At 71.1% G+C, this 18,431-nt stretch carries 18 protein-coding genes; 8 read left to right on the top strand and 10 right to left on the bottom strand.

Going from position 1 to position 18,431, the window contains the following annotated elements; translation table 11 throughout:
• Positions 1 to 65: 65 nt before the first annotated feature.
• The 5 genes from ACWD3H_RS09340 to ychF form a co-directional block, all read right to left on the bottom strand.
• Positions 66 to 2,465 carry a TcpE family conjugal transfer membrane protein gene (locus ACWD3H_RS09340; RefSeq protein ID WP_451954597.1) on the bottom strand — a complete coding sequence of 800 codons (2,400 nt, stop codon included), beginning with the start codon at positions 2,463 to 2,465 and terminating at the stop codon, positions 66 to 68.
• Positions 2,466 to 2,512: 47 nt separating this feature from the next.
• Positions 2,513 to 2,788, bottom strand: coding sequence for a hypothetical protein (locus ACWD3H_RS09335; RefSeq protein ID WP_037970213.1), 276 nt, complete (start codon positions 2,786 to 2,788; stop codon positions 2,513 to 2,515).
• A 151-nt stretch (positions 2,789 to 2,939) separates the two neighbouring features.
• Positions 2,940 to 3,971, bottom strand: coding sequence for a conjugal transfer protein (locus ACWD3H_RS09330; protein ID WP_355550733.1), 1,032 nt, complete (start codon positions 3,969 to 3,971; stop codon positions 2,940 to 2,942).
• Between the two features lie 451 nt (positions 3,972 to 4,422).
• Positions 4,423 to 5,112, bottom strand: coding sequence for a hypothetical protein (locus ACWD3H_RS09325; RefSeq protein WP_355550731.1), 690 nt, complete (start codon positions 5,110 to 5,112; stop codon positions 4,423 to 4,425).
• A gap of 480 nt (positions 5,113 to 5,592) precedes the next feature.
• On the bottom strand, positions 5,593 to 6,681 hold the full coding sequence (gene ychF, locus ACWD3H_RS09320) for a redox-regulated ATPase YchF (RefSeq protein ID WP_355550729.1): 1,089 nt from the start codon (positions 6,679 to 6,681) through the stop codon (positions 5,593 to 5,595).
• Between the two features lie 246 nt (positions 6,682 to 6,927).
• Between ychF and ACWD3H_RS09315 the strand changes: the two genes are divergently transcribed.
• Both ACWD3H_RS09315 and ACWD3H_RS09310 read left to right on the top strand, forming a co-directional pair.
• A complete protein-coding gene (locus ACWD3H_RS09315; RefSeq protein WP_451954681.1) occupies positions 6,928 to 8,232 on the top strand; it encodes a DNA recombination protein RmuC in 1,305 nt (434 codons plus the stop codon).
• Between the two features lie 128 nt (positions 8,233 to 8,360).
• Positions 8,361 to 8,885 carry a DUF6542 domain-containing protein gene (locus ACWD3H_RS09310; RefSeq protein WP_355550727.1) on the top strand — a complete coding sequence of 175 codons (525 nt, stop codon included), beginning with the start codon at positions 8,361 to 8,363 and terminating at the stop codon, positions 8,883 to 8,885.
• Between the two features lie 102 nt (positions 8,886 to 8,987).
• On the opposite strand, the gene ACWD3H_RS09305 is transcribed toward ACWD3H_RS09310, so the two are convergent.
• Complete coding sequence (locus ACWD3H_RS09305; RefSeq protein WP_355550725.1) at positions 8,988 to 9,956, bottom strand: 4-hydroxy-3-methylbut-2-enyl diphosphate reductase; 969 nt, start codon at positions 9,954 to 9,956, stop codon at positions 8,988 to 8,990.
• 112 nt (positions 9,957 to 10,068) lie between these two features.
• Here ACWD3H_RS09305 and ACWD3H_RS09300 point away from each other — a divergent pair, with 112 nt between their 5' ends.
• Both ACWD3H_RS09300 and xseA read left to right on the top strand, forming a co-directional pair.
• Positions 10,069 to 11,280 carry a hypothetical protein gene (locus tag ACWD3H_RS09300; RefSeq protein ID WP_451954596.1) on the top strand — a complete coding sequence of 404 codons (1,212 nt, stop codon included), beginning with the start codon at positions 10,069 to 10,071 and terminating at the stop codon, positions 11,278 to 11,280.
• 27 nt (positions 11,281 to 11,307) lie between these two features.
• A complete protein-coding gene (xseA, locus tag ACWD3H_RS09295) occupies positions 11,308 to 12,516 on the top strand; it encodes an exodeoxyribonuclease VII large subunit (RefSeq protein WP_355550721.1) in 1,209 nt (402 codons plus the stop codon).
• Here xseA and ACWD3H_RS09290 read toward each other — a convergent pair.
• Positions 12,494 to 12,964 carry a GNAT family N-acetyltransferase gene (locus ACWD3H_RS09290; RefSeq protein ID WP_451954595.1) on the bottom strand — a complete coding sequence of 157 codons (471 nt, stop codon included), beginning with the start codon at positions 12,962 to 12,964 and terminating at the stop codon, positions 12,494 to 12,496. The two genes, xseA and ACWD3H_RS09290, sit on opposite strands and share 23 nt — an antisense overlap.
• A gap of 138 nt (positions 12,965 to 13,102) precedes the next feature.
• On the opposite strand from ACWD3H_RS09290, the gene ACWD3H_RS09285 reads away from it, so the two are divergent.
• Positions 13,103 to 13,333, top strand: a complete 231-nt coding sequence (locus ACWD3H_RS09285) for an exodeoxyribonuclease VII small subunit (RefSeq protein ID WP_355550717.1) — start codon at positions 13,103 to 13,105, stop codon at positions 13,331 to 13,333.
• Between the two features lie 127 nt (positions 13,334 to 13,460).
• Here ACWD3H_RS09285 and pdxR read toward each other — a convergent pair whose 3' ends face one another.
• The gene (gene pdxR, locus ACWD3H_RS09280; protein ID WP_451954594.1) at positions 13,461 to 14,879 is read right to left on the bottom strand and encodes a MocR-like pyridoxine biosynthesis transcription factor PdxR; all 1,419 of its coding nucleotides are present in this window, start codon (positions 14,877 to 14,879) and stop codon (positions 13,461 to 13,463) included.
• 82 nt (positions 14,880 to 14,961) lie between these two features.
• Here pdxR and ACWD3H_RS09275 point away from each other — a divergent pair, with 82 nt between their 5' ends.
• The 3 genes from ACWD3H_RS09275 (at position 14,962) to ACWD3H_RS09265 (ending at position 17,152) form a co-directional block, all read left to right on the top strand.
• A complete protein-coding gene (locus ACWD3H_RS09275) occupies positions 14,962 to 15,534 on the top strand; it encodes a TIGR03086 family metal-binding protein (protein ID WP_355550713.1) in 573 nt (190 codons plus the stop codon).
• Positions 15,531 to 16,376: an SGNH/GDSL hydrolase family protein gene (locus tag ACWD3H_RS09270; protein ID WP_451954593.1), complete on the top strand. Its 846-nt coding sequence runs from the start codon at positions 15,531 to 15,533 to the stop codon at positions 16,374 to 16,376. Before ACWD3H_RS09275 ends, ACWD3H_RS09270 begins: the two co-directional genes overlap by 4 nt.
• 446 nt (positions 16,377 to 16,822) lie before the next feature.
• Complete coding sequence (locus ACWD3H_RS09265; RefSeq protein ID WP_451954592.1) at positions 16,823 to 17,152, top strand: hypothetical protein; 330 nt, start codon at positions 16,823 to 16,825, stop codon at positions 17,150 to 17,152.
• A 78-nt stretch (positions 17,153 to 17,230) separates the two neighbouring features.
• Here the strand turns inward: ACWD3H_RS09265 and ACWD3H_RS09260 are convergent, their stop codons facing one another.
• Both ACWD3H_RS09260 and ACWD3H_RS09255 read right to left on the bottom strand, forming a co-directional pair.
• Positions 17,231 to 17,764 carry a DUF4245 domain-containing protein gene (locus ACWD3H_RS09260; protein WP_355550707.1) on the bottom strand — a complete coding sequence of 178 codons (534 nt, stop codon included), beginning with the start codon at positions 17,762 to 17,764 and terminating at the stop codon, positions 17,231 to 17,233.
• Between the two features lie 38 nt (positions 17,765 to 17,802).
• Complete coding sequence (locus tag ACWD3H_RS09255) at positions 17,803 to 18,408, bottom strand: TetR/AcrR family transcriptional regulator (RefSeq protein WP_399529880.1); 606 nt, start codon at positions 18,406 to 18,408, stop codon at positions 17,803 to 17,805.
• Between the last annotated feature and the right edge of the window lie 23 nt (positions 18,409 to 18,431).

Here is an 18,431-nt window from a genome sequence, read left to right as displayed (position 1 = left end):
TCCGGCCCGCCCGCTCACCCGCACCTCGTCACGCCCGTTCACCACGTCTTCTCGCGCCCGGGGGATCACTGAGCTAGTTCCTCCTCGCTGGGTCGACCCGCCTGCACCGTTCCGAAGCCCGCCACCACGACACCCGCCAGGGCCAGGTACGCCCGGCGGCCCGGCGCCCTCAGGTGGGACGGTTCCACCCGATCGGCCCTGCCGGGAGCCAGCGCGTCCTCCCAGGGGACCCTGACGATCGCCCGGCACCTGCCCCGCGCGACCGCCTCCGCCTGCTCCACGTCCTCCATGCTGCGGCGGCTCACCCCGTTGACGACCATGACCGCCCGGCGACGAAGGTCGGCGCAGCCGTGCCCGTCGAGCCACTCGTAGGTCATGGCCACCGCGTCGGGCCCGTCCTCACTGGCCGGGACGACGAGGACGAGCTGGTCCGCGTAGGGGAGCACCCGCGCGGCCAGGGCCGCCGCCGGGTCCATGACGATCATCTTGTAGTACCGGTCGAGCGTGTCCATCGTCTGGCCGAGCCGCCGGTCGGAGAAGAGCGTGCGGTCGGACAGGCGCTGCTCGGCACCGGCGTCGGTGTCCCCGGCGAGAACCTCCAGCCCCGAGGCACAACGGCTGGTGTAGGCACGCATGCCCAGGTATCCCTGGACGTTGTCGAGGCCGGCGAGCAGGGAGCTCAGGGTCTCGGGCGACTCGCCCTGGATCCGGCTGGACAGGGCGTGCGAGCCGGTGCTGGCGTCGACCGCGAGAATCCGGTCCTCCCGGTAGCGGGCGAGGGTGTGGCCGAGCATGAGCGCGGTCGTGGTCTGCCCGGCACCGCCGGTGCATCCCAGCACCACCACCCGGCGGCTGCCGCTGAACACCGCCCTGGCCCGCGCCTCGTCGATCTCCGAGCCGTCCGTACGGCCGCCCCCGGGCCCGATCACCACCTGGGCCAGCCGCCGCCAGCCGCCCGAGGAGTCCCGGCCGACCACCGACTCCACCCGGCGGACCCTGGCCCCCGCCTCGCCGGCCGAGGAGGTGGGCACCGGCACCACGGGGGCCACCGGATCGGCCTTCGCCGCTCCCGAGGGGACCGCGCGGATCGACATGCCGGCACCTGTCTGGACGCCGGTGTCCCCCGGGATGCCGGGACCCGCCTGCGTCCCGGCGGGCCGCTCGGGCGGCCATGCCTTCGCGGTGTCGGCCGCCCGGCCGATCGGCGTGGGCCGCCCCCTGCGGTGCTGGCGCCGGGCGCTCCTGTCGTCCGGCGAGAGTTCGGCCGCCTCAGCGTCACGGCGTCCTGCCGGCGCCGGTCCGACGAACCTGGGCACGAAGGACGGAACGGTCGGGGCGGAGGGCTTCTCCACGGGGTCGGGCACGACGGCCGGCCTCTCGGCGGGCACCGTACGGCCCTTGGCGGGTGTCTCCCCCCGGGCCGGCTCCGGAGCCGAGGGCGAGGGCGGCGGCACGGCCGGGGCCTCGGGACGCTCCCGGACGGGAGAGCGCGAGGCGGGCACGGAGATCTCCGGAGACGCCTCGGGCTCGGGAGAGGCGGGCTGCGCGGGCGGGGCGGCGGCGCGCTGGGCCTCGGCGGAGGCGGCGAGCCTGCGCAGCCGCCGCAGCGCCTCGGTGCTGATCGGAGCGGCCGGAGCCTCGGGGGTGTCCGGCGTGTCGGGCGTCGCCGGAGTGTCCTCGGCGTCCTCCCGTACGGCAGGACGGTCCTGCTGGGTCTTGGGCCGGCCGGCGGAGCCGTCGGCGGTCGGCCGCGAGGACGGGCCCGGGACCGGCGTATCCGGCAGGGAGGTGACGGTCTCGGCGGGAGCCGGCTCCGGGGGCACGACGGGCAGCGAGGCGCGGGGCACCGCGGACAGGACGGGGACGGCGACCGGGGTCGGCCGGGCGGCCTCGCTCTGGGCGAGGGCCGGGGCGGTGCCCTGACGGAGTGCGCGGGCCTCGCCCCAGGTGACGCGCTCGCGGGCGACCGGGGCGGTGGCGGCGGCCGCCGCCGCGGCGGCCACGGCTGGACGCACCTCGCGCGAGCGTGCGGCGGCGCGCTTGGACTGGGCGTGGCGGGCCTTGCGCGACGCCTTGACCCGGACCGAGGCGGGCTGCGGCGCGGCCCGCCAGACCCGGCCGTTCAGCGCGACCTCGGCGGGCTCGGAGATGGGAGCCATCCGGCACCAGGTACGCGGCTCGCCCATGTAACGCATCTGCGACTGGAGCAGCTCGGTGAGCCGCTTGCTCTCGATCACCGGCCGGGTGGAGAGCCAGGTGACGACACCGGGCGGCACCAGGTAGAGCACGTGCCAGGGGGCCGCGAAGGGCAGGCCGAGCAGGTAGAGCAGGAGCGACCACGGGGCCAGCACTCCCACGAACCCACCGATCCAGACGATCGGGAGCGGCGTCGGCAGCCGTAGGTCGTACAGCTTGTAGAGCCGCTTCTCAATCCTCCAGATATTGGTGTACGTGGGCAGATCCACGTGATCCTCCTCTCCGCCTCTCCTTGTTTGACCGTTTGGAGGCGGTCTCAACCCCCCGAGATGCCCAGTGCGCCCGCGATCGCCTTGGCAGTCACCTCGATGATGTTCGGCACGTAGAAGATCACTCCGATGGCGATCGCCAGGATGATGAACTGAACGAATCTGGTGATCTCACGGGTGAAGAGGAAGAAGAGGGCCACCACCGAGACGATGACGAGGAAGAGCGGTGCGAAGAAACTGCGGAGGAAGTCAGCGAGGCCTTCTGTGTTGACGCCTGCCGGAGGGGCTGTGGGCTGAGCGAACTCCATGGCGCTCAGCAGCATGGTCTTGAGAATCACTTCTTGTCCTCCGTACTCACGATCGCGGCCTCCGGGCGGCGACGGGTCCGCGACGCACTCGCGCGCGAACCCGAACCGGCGGCTCATCGATCAGGGGGGGTCTGCTCACCGTGGACCGGCACCATTCGATCATGCGTTACCTCGCCACAGATCGATACGCACCGCGAATGTCCTTGACGAACCATTTGTCGCCTTGCTTGACCACGGTGAGCAGATAGGCCTGCTCGAGCTTGCCTTCCATCTGGCCGGGATCCGCGGGTTCCGGGTCGGTGGACTGCCTCGCCTTTGACGGCACCCCCCACAGGACCGTCGCGGTCACCTCGCGGGCGGCTCCCCCTCCAAGGGGCACGGCGAGCTCTTTGAGCTGCAGGAAGGTGAACGCGCCGCCGAATCCCTCCAGGGTGATCCCGGCGTCGGCGTAACGCTGCAGCGAGGCGGTGTCGCTCGCCGCGTAGGCCTTGAAGAAGTCTTCCAGCGGGGTGCGCAGTTCCTGCTCCGCGGCGCGGTCACGCTCGGGTGCGGCCTTGGGCGGCAGGTTGGCCGCCTTCGGCGCCGGCAGGATGCCCGGACGCCCCGCGACGACGAACCTCTTCGTGGACCGGTCGTGGTAGACGGGCACCGACAGGAGCTGGCGGCGGTTGTCCGACTGGTAGAGGACGGTGACGACCGCGTTGTCCGCGTCCACGACCTCGATCCCGTACGGCTCCACCGCGCCGGCGCTCATCCGGCCGAAACCGTCCCAGCCGAACTGCGGCTCCGTGCCTTCGGGCAGGTAGGGGGCGAGCCGCGACCTTCTCTCCTCAAGACGGGCCCCGTCGAAGTTCAGGTAGACCTCGGCGAACTGGGTCGCGAAGGCGGACCCCTGGGCGGCGGGGAACCCGTTGTCGGAGGCGGGTGCCGCGCCCGAGGGGGCGTTCTGCTGGGTGAAGCGCTCGAAGGGCGCGCGGACCCCGTTCACCACGATGACGACTATCAGCGCCCAGAGCACGGCGCGGCCGGTCCACACCAGCCAGCGACCGCCTCCACCGGACCAGCGGCCACGCGACGTACCCCGCCCGCGCGCCGGGGCGCGTCCGAGATCGGGGTCGTCGGGGAAGTCCGGGTATGCCGACAGCTCAGGGTCGCCAGCGATCCGGGGATCACGCTGGACCGTCGACCTTCGAGCCATCACGCCTCCGCTCGCGTCAATCCTCGGCCGCACGGTGTCGTATCGCCGCCGATCCCGTTGGCCATGGTGACGCACTTACTCTAGCCGCCCCGCCGATTCTTCCAGGAAAGCCACGCCTATGCTGCAGGCATCGTGATGACTGAGCAAACCCGGTCTGGAACCCCGGCGAGACCGGCGATGCCGCCGATGCCCAATGAAAAGCGCATTACCCCTGGCCAGCGCATGGGTCGATTACTCAAACGCCACGCATTGCTAACTAGACGGTCCCCGGACTGTCGCGACCTGCGCATTTAATACGAAATGCGTCACCCAGTGTCACACCCCCCGGAATAGCCCACCCTCGCGGCCCCTCGCCCGCCTTCGACGCCCTGCCTACCCGACAGAGACGGCGATGCCTGGTCCGATGAGGCCGGCCCGTACGCGCGCCATCGGTTCCGCGGACCGGCTTCGATCAGCGAAGGGACCCGGCCCGCGCGATCTCGTGCTCTTCCGAGGTGGTCACCGAGGCCGTACGCCACAGGGACACCGCCGGCCAGAGAGCCCCCGCCGCGATCAGCGCGCCGTGCGCGATCCTGAGTGCCGGGGTGCCGAAGAACTGCGGGATGAAGAGGGCGAAACCGAGAGCGAGCGGGACCCCGCTCCACCGGGGCAGGGTGCCGGACCGCCAGACGGCGGCGGCGGCCAGGATCGAACCGGCTGCCAGCAGCAGGAGCCCGGCGATGAACATGGCGCCCGAGACCACCCCAAGACGGATCACCTCGGCCAGTTCCAGTAGCCCGGGATCCTGCTCCTGCAGGGCTCGCTGCGCGAGGGCGTTCAGCCCGAAGACCTCGGCTCCGTAGTACGGCAGGGTGAGCCCCACCCCTATCCAGGTCACCACGACCGCGCCCGAGGCGAGCCGGTCCCTCAGCACGGTGCGCAGGCCCAGCAGGCCCAGGGTGAGGAGGATGAAACCGCCCACCGCGAACAGGTGCGCCGCGATCCAGGCGCCGGACGCCATCGCCTCCGCACCGCGCAGCGTCGTCTCGTCGGCGTACGGCCGAACCACCGGATACAGCAGGAAGAGCGCGCCGGCCATCGCGAAGGACAGGGCGCTCAGCCGTGCCCGGCCGGTCAGAGGAGAGAAACTGCCGGTGTTCACGAGGTTCTCCGAATCACAGGTGGGAGAGGCACTCGACCCGATCAGAACGGTGCCCTAATTCGAGAGCAATGCTCTTTTATATGAGCAGCGATGTCAAGAGCAGTGCTCTCTTTTTGGAGTGGAGCTCTTAGATGATCGGCCGGGCGGCCCGAGAGGAAGAGCGGTGGCCGGCGTACGGATCGCCTGCCCGCCGAAGAGCGCCACCTGACTCGTCCCGAGCCCGGAAACCGGAGAGCATCTCGTCGAGTCCGGCGGCGAACGCATCACTCTGGGCGCCGAAGCCCTCCGTGGTCGCCGGGGAGTCATGTGTCGCGCACCCGGCCGTTCGACCGCGACGAGGCCGGTGCGCGACGCGGGAGGGACGGACCTGTTCCCCCGCAATCACGGCACCCGCGCCGGCGAGGTGACGACAGAGGCGGGGTGAAAACACCCCGGGCCAAGGAGACGGGAGGTCTCCTTGGCCCGGGGAACGCGGATCGGTCAGACGTTGAAGCGGAACTCCACCACGTCGCCGTCGCGCATGACGTAGTCCTTGCCCTCGATGCGGGCCTTGCCGGCCTGGCGGGCGGCGGCGATGGAGCCGGTCTCCACCAGCTCGTCGAAGGAGACGATCTCGGCCTTGATGAAGCCGCGCTGGAAGTCGGTGTGGATGACCCCGGCCGCCTCGGGGGCGGTGGCGCCCTTGGAGATCGTCCAGGCCCTGGTCTCCTTGGGGCCGGCGGTCAGGTAGGTCTGCAGGCCCAGGGTCTCGAAACCCACCCTGGCCAGCTGGGCCAGGCCCGACTCCTCCTGGCCGACGGACTGCAGGAGCTCCAGCGCCTCGGAGTCGTCGAGCTCGACGAGCTCGGACTCGATCTTCGCGTCGAGGAAGACGGCCTCGGCCGGTGCGACGAGCGCCGAGAGCCGGGCCCTGAGCTCCTCGTCCACCAGCTCGTCCGCGTCGAGGTTGAAGACGTACAGGAAGGGCTTGGCGGTCAGCAGGTGCAGCTCGCGCAGGTCCTTCGGGTCGATCCCGGCACCGGAGGCTCCGGCGTACAGGGTGGTGCCGCCGTCGAGGAGCTTGAAGGCCGCCTCCGCCGCGTCCAGCGCGGACTTGCGGTCCTTGTTGGTCCGAGACTCCTTCTGGAGGCGGGGAATCGCCTTCTCCAGGGTCTGCAGGTCGGCGAGGATCAGCTCGGTGTTGATCGTCTCGATGTCGCGCCCGGGGGCGACGTCGCCGTCCACGTGGGTCACGTCGGGGTCGTTGAAGACCCGGATGACCTGGCAGATCGCATCGGTGTCGCGGATGTTGGCGAGGAACTGGTTACCCCGCCCCTGTCCCTCCGAGGCGCCGCGGACCAGCCCGGCGATGTCCACGAACTCCACCTTCGCCGGCAGGATCTTCGCGGACCCGAAGATCTCGGCCAGCTTCTCAAGACGTGGGTCGGGAACGCCGACGATGCCCACGTTGGGCTCGATGGTGGCGAACGGGTAGTTCGCCGCCAGGGCGTTGGCGGTCTTCGTCAGCGCGTTGAAAAGCGTTGACTTGCCGACGTTGGGCAATCCGACGATGCCGATGCTCAGGCTCACGTGAGCCGAGTTTACGCGGAATGACCCACTGCTACCTGCCACGGGCAGGTCACAGGGTGGTGGACATCCCGTTCAGGCGCCCGCCGCCGGTGGTTCGACACCGATCGGAGCCGTCCAGGTGACTCTCCCCGGTTCGGCCAGGTTCGGACACGATTCCGCAGCTCCCCGTCCGGCCTCGGGCGCCTTCGGAAGGCGTGTCGGCGCGCCAGGAGTGACCGGGCCTGGAATCATGCCGGGGTGGACGTCATGGCGCTCTCCTTCCAGCTCGCGGTGGGCCTCGCCGCGGGGCTCGCGATCGGCTTCCTGCTGGGCCGGGCGCGCGCCTCCTCGGGAGCCGCCGACGTCATCGCGCGTCTGGCCGACGCCGAGGCCCGCGCGAAGATCGCCGAGGAGAAGGTCGTCTACATCGAGGAGCAGCTCTCCGAGCGGTTCCAGGCCCTGTCGAGCCGGGCGCTCGACGTCAACAACCTGCGGTTCCTGGAGCTGGCCGAGACGAGGCTGGCCGCCAACCGGGCCGAGGCGGCCGGTGAGCTGGAGCAGCGCAAGCAGGCGGTCGAGCACCTGATCGAGCCGTTGAAGGACACCCTGGCCCGCGTCGAGACGCAGCTGCGCGACACGCAGACGGGCCAGCGGGCCGCCCACGCGGAGCTGGCCAAGCACATCGACGTCGTCCGCGAGAGCAACGAGCAGCTCCGCGCCCAGACGAGTTCCCTGGTGCGGGCCCTGCAACGCCCCGAGGCCCGGGGCCGGTGGGGAGAGCTCCAGCTCCGCAGGGTCGCCGAGATCGCCGGGATGCAGCGGTTCTGCGACTTCGACGAGCAGGTGAGCGTCACCACGCCGGACGGCGTGCTACGGCCCGACATGGTGGTACGGCTGGCCGGCGGCAAGAACATCGTGGTCGACTCCAAGGTCTCCCTCGCCGCCTACCTGGAGGCCGCCGAGTCGGCCGACCCCGACCACCAGTCGGCCCGGCTCGACTCCCACTCCCGTCACGTGCGCGAGCACGTGGACCGGCTGGCCTCCAAGACCTACTGGCAGGCGTTCAGCCCGGCACCGGAGTTCATGGTGCTGTTCATCCCCGGCGAGGCGTTCCTCGCCCCGGCGCTGGAGCGCGACCCCGCCCTGCTGGAGTACGCCATGCGGCGGCGGGTCCACATCGCCACCCCCACCACGCTGATCACCATGCTCCGCACCGCGCAGTACGCCTGGCAGCAGGCCGCGCTCAGCGAGAACGCGCGGGCGATCTTCGAGGTCGGCAAGGAGCTGTACGAGCGGCTGAGCAGCATGGGGCGTAACGTCGACGCTCTGGGCCGCTCACTGAACCGGGCCGTGGAGTCGTACAACAGGACTGTCGGCTCGCTGGAGACCCGGGTGCTGGTGAGCGCACGCAAACTAAACGATCTGGGACTGGTCGAGACCGATCTGGACAGGCCGCAGGCGATCGAGGACCTGCCACGCGCGCTGACCTCGCCGGAACTGCTCGCGGAAGAGGAGCCAAGCTCGCCTCTCGTATCCCGCCTGAACGGTAGGTTGGCCAACGACCTGCCCTGAAACTGTTCTCCCACGGCGCCGACGGCCGGACACTGGAGGCGACGGAGTTGACGACGTGGGGGCCGAGGTCATAGGGGGCGAGTGGTGGACGAGCGAGGCGGCGTACAGCCGGCCGGCGGGGTGATCGTATGAGTGAACTTGGCCGGGCCGCCGGCGGCATCCGGCTGACCGTCCGGGGCGCGCTGGCCCTCGTGCTGGCGTCCACGCTGGTGGGCAGCGTGCTGCAGGCGCTGTTCGGGGTGGCGGCGCTGACCGGGGCGGCGTTCGTGGCCGGCTGCGTGGCCGCGGCGGTGCTGGTGAACCGCAGGGACCTGCTGTCGCTGGTGGTCTCTCCGCCCCTGGTCTTCTTCGTGACCACCGTGCTCATCGAGGCGGTCCGTTCCCTGTTCGCGTCCACGCCCATCCAGGCCTTCGGTCTGGGCATGTACACCGCGCTCTCGCAGGGTGCCCCGTGGCTGTTCGGCGGCTCGCTCCTGGTGCTGGTCATCGCCTGGCGCCGCGGTCTGACCCGCTGCGTCCGTGAGCTGCGCGACGAGCTCAGGGTCGGCAAGGCCTCCGTTCCCGCGCCGAGGAGCGGCGACTCCGCCTTCGCCCCCGAGCCCGAGGGGTACTTCGAGCCCAAGGTGTACGGCACACCGCGCGAGGGCTCGTAACCGCCGGGCAGGAGATCTCACGACCGGCCATGGCCGGCCGCAACGGGCCGGGGGCGGCATCATGCCCGTAGCGGCGGCCGAACTCCGCGAACAGCGGTGCGGTCAAACCGTGGCGCGCAGGTCCTTGCGCAGCTCGTGCGGGAGCGCGAAGCGCACGCTCTCCTGGACGGACTCGACCTCTTCGACGTCCTCGAAGCCATGCCCGGCGAGGCGGGCCAGGACTTCGGTGACGAGCTCCTCCGGCACCGAGGCGCCGCTCGTCACGCCGACCGTGGTGACACCGTCGAGCCAGGCGTCCTCGATGAGCGAGGCGTCGTCGACGAGGTAGGAGGCGTCGGCCCCGTGGTCGAGGGCGACCTCGACCAGCCGCTTGGAGTTGGAGGAGTTCTCCGAGCCGACCACGATGACCAGCTCCGCCTGTGCGGCGATCTCCTTGACGGCGACCTGACGGTTCTGGGTGGCGTAGCAGATGTCGTCGCTCGGCGGGTCGATCAGGTTCGGGAAGCGCTCCTTGAGCCGGGAGACCGTCTCGACCGTCTCGTCCACGGAGAGCGTGGTCTGCGACAGCCAGACCAGCCGCTCGGGGTCCTTGACCCGCACGGCGCCGACCGACTCCAGACCGTCGACGAGCTGGATGTGGTCGGGTGCCTCGCCCGCGGTGCCCTCGACCTCCTCGTGACCCTCGTGGCCGATGAGGAGGATGTCGTAGTCCTGGGAGGCGAAGCGCCTGGCCTCGTTGTGCACCTTGGTCACCAGCGGGCAGGTGGCGTCGATCGTCTTGAGGCTGCGCCGGGCGGCCTCCTGGTGGACCGCCGGTGAGACGCCGTGGGCGGAGAAGACCACGATGGCCCCCTCGGGCACCTGCTCGGTCTCCTCGACGAAGATCGCTCCGCGCGCCTCCAGCGTCTTGACCACGTGGGTGTTGTGGACGATCTGCTTACGGACGTAGATCGGGGCACCGTACTGCTCCAGCGCCTTCTCCACGGCCTGCACGGCGCGATCGACCCCCGCGCAGTAACCGCGGGGCTTCGCCACCAGTACGCGTCGGGTCGCGGAGGTCTTGGAAGTCATGCTCTTATGCTACGTGGAGACGCCCGCGAGACAGCCCATACGTCCCACAAGCTCATGCGGCACAGTCTTGCCACACTAGCCTTTCTCGATACAGACCTCCCAGGGAGACGATATGTCAGTCCCCGACATGATCCGCAATGTCACACAGAAGGCAAAAGACCTGCCGCTGCACATGCTGCAGACCGCGCTGAGCGGGGTGGGCCAGGCGCTGCTCCTCGGCGACCGCGTACGGTCCAAGATCAAGGGTACCTCCGGCCAGGGAGAAGAGCCCGACGGGTCCCCCGAGACGCTCGGCGGCCAGCCGGCGGAGACCGCTGAGAAGGCCGCGGAGCAGGTGGAGAAGCCCGCCCGCCGCGCGCCCGTCATCTTCGCACCGCGCCCGGAGAAGACCGCGGACAAGGCGACCGCCGCCGAGAGCAACGGCGCCAGGACCACCCGCGAGCCGGTCATCTTCAGCCCCGCCAAGCCCAAGGCGGCGGAGCCCTCCGCCACCGAGGCCAAGACCGAGGCCGTCGAGACCCCGGCCGCCACCGAGGCGCCGGTCACCGCCCCGGAGCCCAAGGCCGCCGAGCCCAAGCCCGCCGAGGCCCCCATCGCGGAGCCCTCCACCACGGAGGCACAGGCCACCACCGAGGCAGAGGCCGCCAAGACCCCGGCCGTTGTCGAGCCGGAAGTCGCGGAGACCCCCGCCGCCGTCGAACCGGAAGTCGCGGAGACCCCCGCCACCGCGGCGAAGACCGTGGAAACCCCGGCCACCGTCGAGCCGGAGGCCGCCGAAACCCCCGCCGCCGCCGCCGAGCCCGAGGTCGCGGAGACCCCCGCCACCGAAACGAAGGTCGCGGAAACCCTGGTCGCCGAGGCCCCCGCCGCGAAGAAGCCCAGGGCCACCCGGGCCAAGGCCAAGGCCGCCGAGTCCGTGGAGTCCGAGGCCGCCGCCCCCAAGGCCGCCCCGAAGGCCAGGACGACCAGGGCACGCAAGACCGCCAAGGCAGCCGCCCCGGCGACCCCGGTGGCGGAGAGCGGCGCCCCCGTCGAGACGCCCGCGGCGGTGCAGGTCGAGGTCGAGCGGGTCGAGACCGCGAAGCCCGAGAGCACCGACGCCGCAGCGGTCGAGGTGACCGAGACCAGGGTCGCGGCACCCGAGACGGCCGAGCCGCTGCCCGGCTACGCGGAGCTGACCGTCGCGTCGCTGCGGGCGCGGATGCGCGGCAGGACGTCCGAGCAGATCCGGGAGCTGCTCGCCTACGAGCGCGCCACCGCAGGCCGCGAGGCCGTCGTACGGATGTACGAGAACCGCCTGGCCAAGCTGGCGGCCGCGGAATAGTCGCCTCCGGCGCGTAGGCTCCCGGCCATGAGCTCGAACACCACCCCTGAGCAGCCCCTCCCGGTTCGCACGGTGTTGCAGATGGTCGGCGGCTGGATCGGCAAGCTCGGCACCGTCTGGGTCGAGGGACAGATCACCGAGCTGACCGCCCGAGGCGGCACGGTGTTCCTGACGTTGCGTGACCCGGTGGCCAACGTGTCGGCCCGGATCACCTGCCCGCGTGGTGTCTACGAGGCGACCGTCCCCCGGCCGGTCGACGGCGCGAGGATCGTGGCCCACCTGAAGCCCGATTTCTGGGTCAACAAGGGCTCGTTCGCGTTCACCGCGCTGGAGATGCGGCCGGTCGGGGTGGGCGAGCTGCTGGCGCGGCTGGAGCGGTTGCGCCGGTTGCTCGCCTCCGAGGGGCTCTTCGGCGTCGACAGGAAACGGCGGCTGCCGTTCCTGCCGGGCACGGTCGGCCTGATCTGCGGCCGGGACTCGGCCGCCGAGCGCGACGTGCTGGAGAACTCGCGGCGCCGCTGGCCGGCGGTGCGGTTCAAGGTCGAGCCGGTGGCCGTGCAGGGGCCGTACGCGGTCGGTGAGGTCATCGAGGCGCTGCGCAAGTTCGACGCCGACGCCGAGGTCGACGTCATCGTGGTCGCGCGGGGCGGCGGGTCGATGGAGGACCTGCTGCCCTTCTCCGACGAGGCGCTCGTCCGGGCGGTCGCGGCCTGCCGCACGCCCGTGGTCAGCGCGATCGGCCACGAGCAGGACAACCCGCTGCTCGACCTGGTCGCCGACGTGCGCGCGTCCACGCCCACGGACGCGGCGAAGAAGGTGGTGCCGGACGTCGGCGAGCAGATGACGCTGATCCGCCAGCTCAGGGACCGGGGCCGCAGGGTGGTGGGCGGCTGGCTGGACCGCGAGACGGCTTGGCTGTCCGCGGCCCGCTCCCGCCCCTCCCTCGCGGACCCGGTGCGTGAGATCGAGCGCAGGGCCGAGCAGGCCGAGCAGCTCAGGGACCGGGCACGACGTTCCCTCACCGGTTCCCTGGACCGCGCCGCCGATTCGCTGGAGCACCTGCGCGCCCGCCTGGTCTCGCTCTCTCCGGCCGCCACGCTGGAGCGCGGCTACGCGATCGTGCAACGCCCCTCGGGCGATGTCGTACGGCTCGCGAGCGAGGTCTCCCCCGGCGACGAGCTGACCGTGCGCTTCCCCGACGACCGGGTGCGGGTCAGGAGTGATCCCGCCAGGTGAGCGAGGGGTAGCCGTCGTCGACGAACCCCAGCCGCCGGTAGAGCGACTCGGCGTCCGAGGTGGCGTGCAGGTCGACCCTGCGGATCCCGCTGTCGCGGTACCACTCCAGGAGGGCCCCCATGATGGCCCGGCCATGCCCCCTGCGCCGGTGGCGCGGGTCGGTGGTCATGCCCTGGATGTAGCCGTAGCGGCCATCGGGAAGGCTGGGGCCGGGAAAGCGGTCGAAGATGAGGCCGATCCCGCAGGCCGCCAGCCCCTGTTCCGGGGAGTCCACCACGTAGACGGCGGTGTCGAGGCTGCCCAGCCGCTCTTCGAGGCTCTCTGCGTAGGCCTGCTGCCACTCCTCCTCGATGGGAAGGTTGCCGTCCCTTGCCATCCGGTCGGCCAGGATCTCACGGAGGCGCACCAGCTCGGGGATGTCCCTGGTGGTCGCGTCACGAACGTTCACCTGGGCATTCTTTCAGCCGTACTCCCCTGCGAAGCGACCGGGGAGGTGCCTTGTCGATCACGCCGTCGCGGGGAGGCGCCGCGACTCCCGGTACGGCACGGCGTCACCGGGTGGGCGTCACGATCTAAGGTGGGGTGCGTGGCCGATGAGAAGAGACCGTCGTACGAGCAGGCGCGCGAGGAGCTGACCGAGGTGGTCCGCAGCCTTGAGGCGGGCGGACTCACCCTGGAACAGTCGATCGAGCTCTGGGAGCGCGGCGAGATGCTGGCCGCGGTCTGCGAGGAGTGGCTCCAGGGTGCCCGGGTGAAGCTCGCGGCCGCCATGGCCCAGCGGCGGCACTCCGACCCGGCCGGAGAGACGCCCTTCTAGGCCCGCCCTCGGCGACCGGCTGACGCCGGCCGAGTGGTTCCGACGGCATCCAGGCCCCCACGGTCTTCTTCAACGGCGCCCAGCCGACCGATGACCCCGGCGCGGCCGTTCGACGCCGACCGTATGCCTATCTGCAGGTACCGGCGCGAACTCGTGACTCCTCGGTGTCCATGATCGAGAGGAGCCGGGTGAGCCCGTCGTCGATCTGGTCCAGCGGGATGGCACCGTAGCCGATGACCAGGCCCGGACGGGTCGGGCGTACCGCGAAGTCGGACAGGGGCATCAGGCCGATCCCGGCGTCGCGGGCGCGGTGGGCGATGCCGCGGTGGCCGGTCGGCAGGAAGCCGCTGGTGTGCAGCCCGGCGGCGGAGGTCACCAGGTCGAGCGGACCGGCCAGGCGCTGGACGACACGCCGATGACGGGCCTCGTACTCGGTTCGCATCCTGCGGACGTGCCGGGCCAGCAGTCCCTCGTCGATGAAGCCGGCCAGTGCCGCCTGGCCGGGGAGCGAGGTGTGCCAGTCGGTGACGTACTTGGCCGCGCTGAGGGCCGGCAGCAGCGCGGGCGGCGCGACGAGAAAGCCGAGCCGCAGTGTCGGCAGCATGACCTTGGAGAACGAGCCGACGTAGAGCACCCGGCCGGACCTGTCCAGATTCTGCAGCGGCTCGATGGGCCGCCCGCCGTACTTGAACTCGCTGTCGTAGTCGTCCTCGATCACGGCGGCCCCGCGCTCCTCTGCCCAGGCGAGCAGCGCCATCCGGCGAGCCAGCGACATCGGCATGCCCAACGGGAACTGGTGGGAGGGCGTGACGTAGACCGCGCGGGCGTCGGCGGGCAGCGCGTCCACCACCAGGCCCTCACCATCGACGGGGACCGGCGTGACCCGCAGGCCCATCGACTCGAACAGCCGCCTCGGCGGCGGGTAGCCGGGATCCTCGACAACCACCCGGTCACCGGGTTCGAGCAGCACCCGGCCGATCAGGTCGAGCGCCTGCTGCGCACCCGAGGTGACGACGATGGCGCCGGGATCGGCGAGCACGGCGCGGGAGACGCCCACGTGCCTGGCGATGGCCGCGCGCAGCCCGGCGTGGCCGAGCGGGTCGCCGTACATGCCACTGCCCATGGCCGAGCTCCGCAGCTCCCGGGAGACCAGCCGGCGCCACGCCTCGTAGGGGAACATCCGAACGTCGGGCAGGCCGGGACGGAAGTCGTAGCGGGGCCGCCAATCCAGGCCGCGCGGCATGGAGATCCCCTGCCAGACGGCGCGCGGCCGAAGCCGGCTGTGGCCCATCCGGGGACTCGGAGGCGGCAGGGCGTCGGCGCAGACGAAAGTGCCGGCGCCGATCCGGCCTTCGACGAAGCCCTCGGCGGCCAACCGGTCGTAGGCGGCGCTCACGGTGTTCCGCGAGACTACGAGCTCCCGGGCCAGTTCGCGGGTGGCGGGCAACGGCTCACCGTGCCGTAGCCGCCCGTCGAGCACGGCGGTGCGGATCTGCTGGTAGATCTGGCCGGCCAGGTCGGTGCGCCCTTCCAAGCTCACGTGCACGAGGGCAAGTCTAGAGTGGCCCAATCAGTTTGGCCGTTTTTGGCACTGAGGTAGGGCCGCTCCCGCTCCTAGGGTGAGCCGCATGGACATTCTCGAACTCGACCGGCGGGCGAGCGACGCGTTGGGGAAGGTCGTCGCCGCTGTCACTCCTGAGGATCTCAGGCGGCCCACACCGTGCGCCGACTGGACCCTGCACGGGCTGATCCGCCACCAGGTCTGCGAAAATCTCGGCTTCGCCGCCGCCGCGAGCGGCACTCCCCCCGACCGTTCGGTGTGGGACAGCGGCGTGCTCGGTGCGGATCCCCACGAGGACTTCCAGCGGTCCGTCGACCTGGTGACAGAGGCGTTCGCCGCTGAGGGCATGCTCGAACGGCAGGTGGAGGTGCGCGAGTTCGGTGTCTTCCCCGGCGCGTTCGCCGTCTCCATGCACTTCATCGATGGCGTCGTGCACGGCTGGGACGCAGCCCGCGCTCTCGGCCGGCCCGGCGACCTGGCCCCGGATCTGGCGGAGGCCGCGCTGGAGATGGTGCTCCAAATGCCGCTGAGCCGTGGACCGGGGCAGGCGTTCGGCCACCTGGTCGAGGTCCCTGACAGCGCATCGGTCTATCAGCGGCTGGCCGCCCACCTTGGACGTGACCCGCAGTGGACCCCGTGACGAGCTTCGTCGCGCTCGGCGACAGTTTCACCGAGGGGGTCGGCGACCCGCTTCCCGACGGCACGTTCCGCGGGTGGGCGGATCTCGTGGCCGCGGATCTCAGCTCGCCGGGTTTCGGCTACGCGAACCTGGCCGTCCGGGGGCGCAGGTTCGACGATGTCGCCGCAGAGCAGGTAGAGGCGGCGGTCGCGATGAGCCCATCGCTCATCAGCGTCGCCGCGGGCGGCAACGACGCGCTGCGGCGCGGCTTCGACGCGGCCGCGATGCACGACCGCTTCGACCGGGTGGTCGGCCGTCTGCGCGCGTCGGGCGCGGACGTGGTGCTCTTCCGGTTTCCCGACATGAGCGTGCGACTCCCACTGCCCCGGGTGCTGCGGCCCCGCATCATCGCGATGAACGACCTGGTCACGGAGGTGGCCGAGCGGCGCGGGACCTACCTGGTCGACCTGTTCGGCGACCGGGCGTTCGACGGTCACGAGCTGTGGAGCGAGGATCGCCTGCACCTCAACCCGCTGGGCCACCGCCGGGTCGCCGACCATGTCCTGGCCACTCTCGGCCGCGCCGCCGCCCCTCCCCCTGCCGACCTGCCCTGGAGCAGAACGGCGTTGCTCGCCGATCTCCGCTGGGCGGCGACACACCTCACCCCCTGGCTGCGCCGCCGCCTGACGGGCCGCTCCTCGGGCGACGGGATCCTTCCCAAACGCCCCGTCCTGACGGGCGGATTCGAACACGTGCGGGATCGTGCCGGTGAGCAGGGCGACCTTGTAACCGGTCCGGGCCGGCGGACCCCAGCGGGCCTCGGCCCGGCCGGCCGCCTCGGCGAAGGGCTCCCCGGCGAGTAGGACGGTCTCGACCTCTGGCCATCAGGTTCATGCAGGAAGGTGGTGAGTGCCGGCACGGCCATCGCGAGCGCGGCCTGGGCCCGCGGTGGGCCGTAGCCGTCCGCGCCGGCCCGCTCGGTGGAAGCGGCCGGCGCCGCGGTGGCGAACCTCCGAAACCGGTCGTTCACGAGAGTTGTGGATTGCCGGCAGAGCGTTCGCCGGGCTTGTCGTCGGTGTCGCTTCCCATCGGGAGAGTCTGGACGGGAAGGAGGCACGGGCGTTTGATGGACTTGGTCGTGTCTGCTCCGTGCAATGCGTCGGCGATGCTCCCGTCGGCGGAGCATGGCCCTCAGAGCACATCGCAGTCGTCGCTGACCTGGCATCGGACACCCTTGATGTTCCCTGACCGATGTCGAACCGCCCAGCTCGAAGCCGGCCAGATCTGCACCGAAGGGTAGGACCACCTCATGGCGGCCCGAGACCATGAACTTCTGCAAGCTGCCAAACACATCGCCGCCGCGCTGGGCTTTGCCCCCGATGAGGTCATGCGGCACGTCGTGGAACTGGGCCGCGGCGACCGCGCCGACTGGTCCAGCAGCGAACTCCTGCTGCTCGCTCTCGCTCAGCTGGCGACCGAGCGGCCGACCTCTCCTGGAGCGACTGGGCGCACTGAGACGATCGAGAACGTCGAGGCACCAAGCCTCGGCGTCATCCCGAGCAGGTCCGTCTCGACCGAGGAGGGAAACATCAAGAACTCGACAAGGCGCCGCGCAGCCGAGTCATCGAGCACGGTATGAACGCAGACGGCACGTGGCCGGTCACGGCGGCGATCCCCGGCGCCTGGGCCGCCCGCTGATCACTTCGGAACCACTCGGCTAGGAGTCGTTCCTCGGCTGCTGCTTGAGGGAGCCCGCCAGGGCGGACAGTTCGTCCCAGGGGGCGGTGCCGGTGACGACGATCGTGACGTCGGGCAGGAACCGTACGAGGGAGCGCTGGTTCTTGTCCTCGCGGACCCGCTGCTCCCAGGTCACGCCGTCGATCTGGACGGTCCCGGTGACCGTGGAGGTGTTGGAGAGCCTGTTGGCGAACTCGGCCGCGGGCTTCTCGTCGCTCTGGGCGAGCATCGCGTGGAAGCGCTTGGCGGTGGCGAAGCCGAGCTTCCAGGTGGTGGCGCCGTTCTCCCGGGTGCTCCGGGAGCTGTTCGGGACCCATCCGGCGGCGACGGGCTCGGGGGCCCACATCTGGAAGGGCGCCGTACGGCGCAGGTCGGCCAGCGCGATCGAGTAGTCGACCCTGGGGATGTGCTCGGTCCTGCTCTGCGGTGTGACCAGCAGGAACAGACCGACGGCGGCCAGGCAGACCGCCATCGCGACCACATAGCCGTAGAAGCCCTGAGTGAACCTTCGCACGACTGTCGACACTATCTGTTCAGGGAGGTGGTCCGCCCTCAGGGGCGGCGGATCTGGGCGATGATGGCCAGCACGTCCTCGACGAGCGCCCGTGAGGCGTCCTCGTCGTCGGACAGGGCGACCTCGGAGACCGCGGCGGCGAGCGCCCCGGTGAGGACCACGACCAGCGCTCCCTCGTCCCCCTCGAACAGGGCGGCGTTGCGCTTGGCCCATTGCCGGAGCCGGTCGCGCACGATGACCTCGAACCCCGGCGGCCCGTCACCACGCAGGAACAGCGCGGAGATCTCCCGCTCGGCCAGGCAACCCTCCAGGTAGGCGCGGGCCCCGGCGATGAACAGCCGCATCGGATCGCTCTCGCCGGCCGCCCTGGCCTCACCGACCGCCTGCTTGGTCCGCTGGGTCTGCCGGGCCTGGAACTCGTCGAAGAGCGTGAGGTAGAGGTCGGCCTTGCCGGAAAAATGATGGTAAAGACTTCCGACACTCGCTCCCGCACGGGCGACCACGTCGGTGACCCCGGCCTCGGCGAATCCGCTTGTGACGAAAATCTCCCTGGCGGCGGACAGCAACGCGGCGCGCGTGGCGGCACCCCGCTCGGAGGTCCGCGCGCCCACGCCTTTCACCAGCCGTTCTGCGTCGCTGCTCATGGTGGGCACATTATCCTCCGCCG

The organism is Streptosporangium sp. NPDC002607, assembly GCF_053592655.1.
This window is presented reverse-complemented; position numbering and strand designations above follow the sequence as displayed.

Excerpts from the sequence above, each read along its gene's own strand:
- ACWD3H_RS09335 (WP_037970213.1), bottom strand. The coding sequence starts at position 2,788 with ATGCTGCTGAGCGCCATGGAGTTCGCTCAGCCCACAGCCCCTCCGGCA.
- ACWD3H_RS09330 (WP_355550733.1), bottom strand. The coding sequence starts at position 3,971 with ATGGCTCGAAGGTCGACGGTCCAGCGTGATCCCCGGATCGCTGGCGAC.
- ACWD3H_RS09315 (WP_451954681.1), top strand. The coding sequence starts at position 6,928 with ATGGCGCTCTCCTTCCAGCTCGCGGTGGGCCTCGCCGCGGGGCTCGCG.
- ACWD3H_RS09310 (WP_355550727.1), top strand. The coding sequence starts at position 8,361 with ATGAGTGAACTTGGCCGGGCCGCCGGCGGCATCCGGCTGACCGTCCGG.
- ACWD3H_RS09305 (WP_355550725.1), bottom strand. The coding sequence starts at position 9,956 with ATGACTTCCAAGACCTCCGCGACCCGACGCGTACTGGTGGCGAAGCCC.
- ACWD3H_RS09300 (WP_451954596.1), top strand. The coding sequence starts at position 10,069 with ATGTCAGTCCCCGACATGATCCGCAATGTCACACAGAAGGCAAAAGAC.
- xseA (WP_355550721.1), top strand. The coding sequence starts at position 11,308 with ATGAGCTCGAACACCACCCCTGAGCAGCCCCTCCCGGTTCGCACGGTG.
- ACWD3H_RS09275 (WP_355550713.1), top strand. The coding sequence starts at position 14,962 with ATGGACATTCTCGAACTCGACCGGCGGGCGAGCGACGCGTTGGGGAAG.
- ACWD3H_RS09265 (WP_451954592.1), top strand. The coding sequence starts at position 16,823 with ATGGCGGCCCGAGACCATGAACTTCTGCAAGCTGCCAAACACATCGCC.
- ACWD3H_RS09255 (WP_399529880.1), bottom strand. The coding sequence starts at position 18,408 with ATGAGCAGCGACGCAGAACGGCTGGTGAAAGGCGTGGGCGCGCGGACC.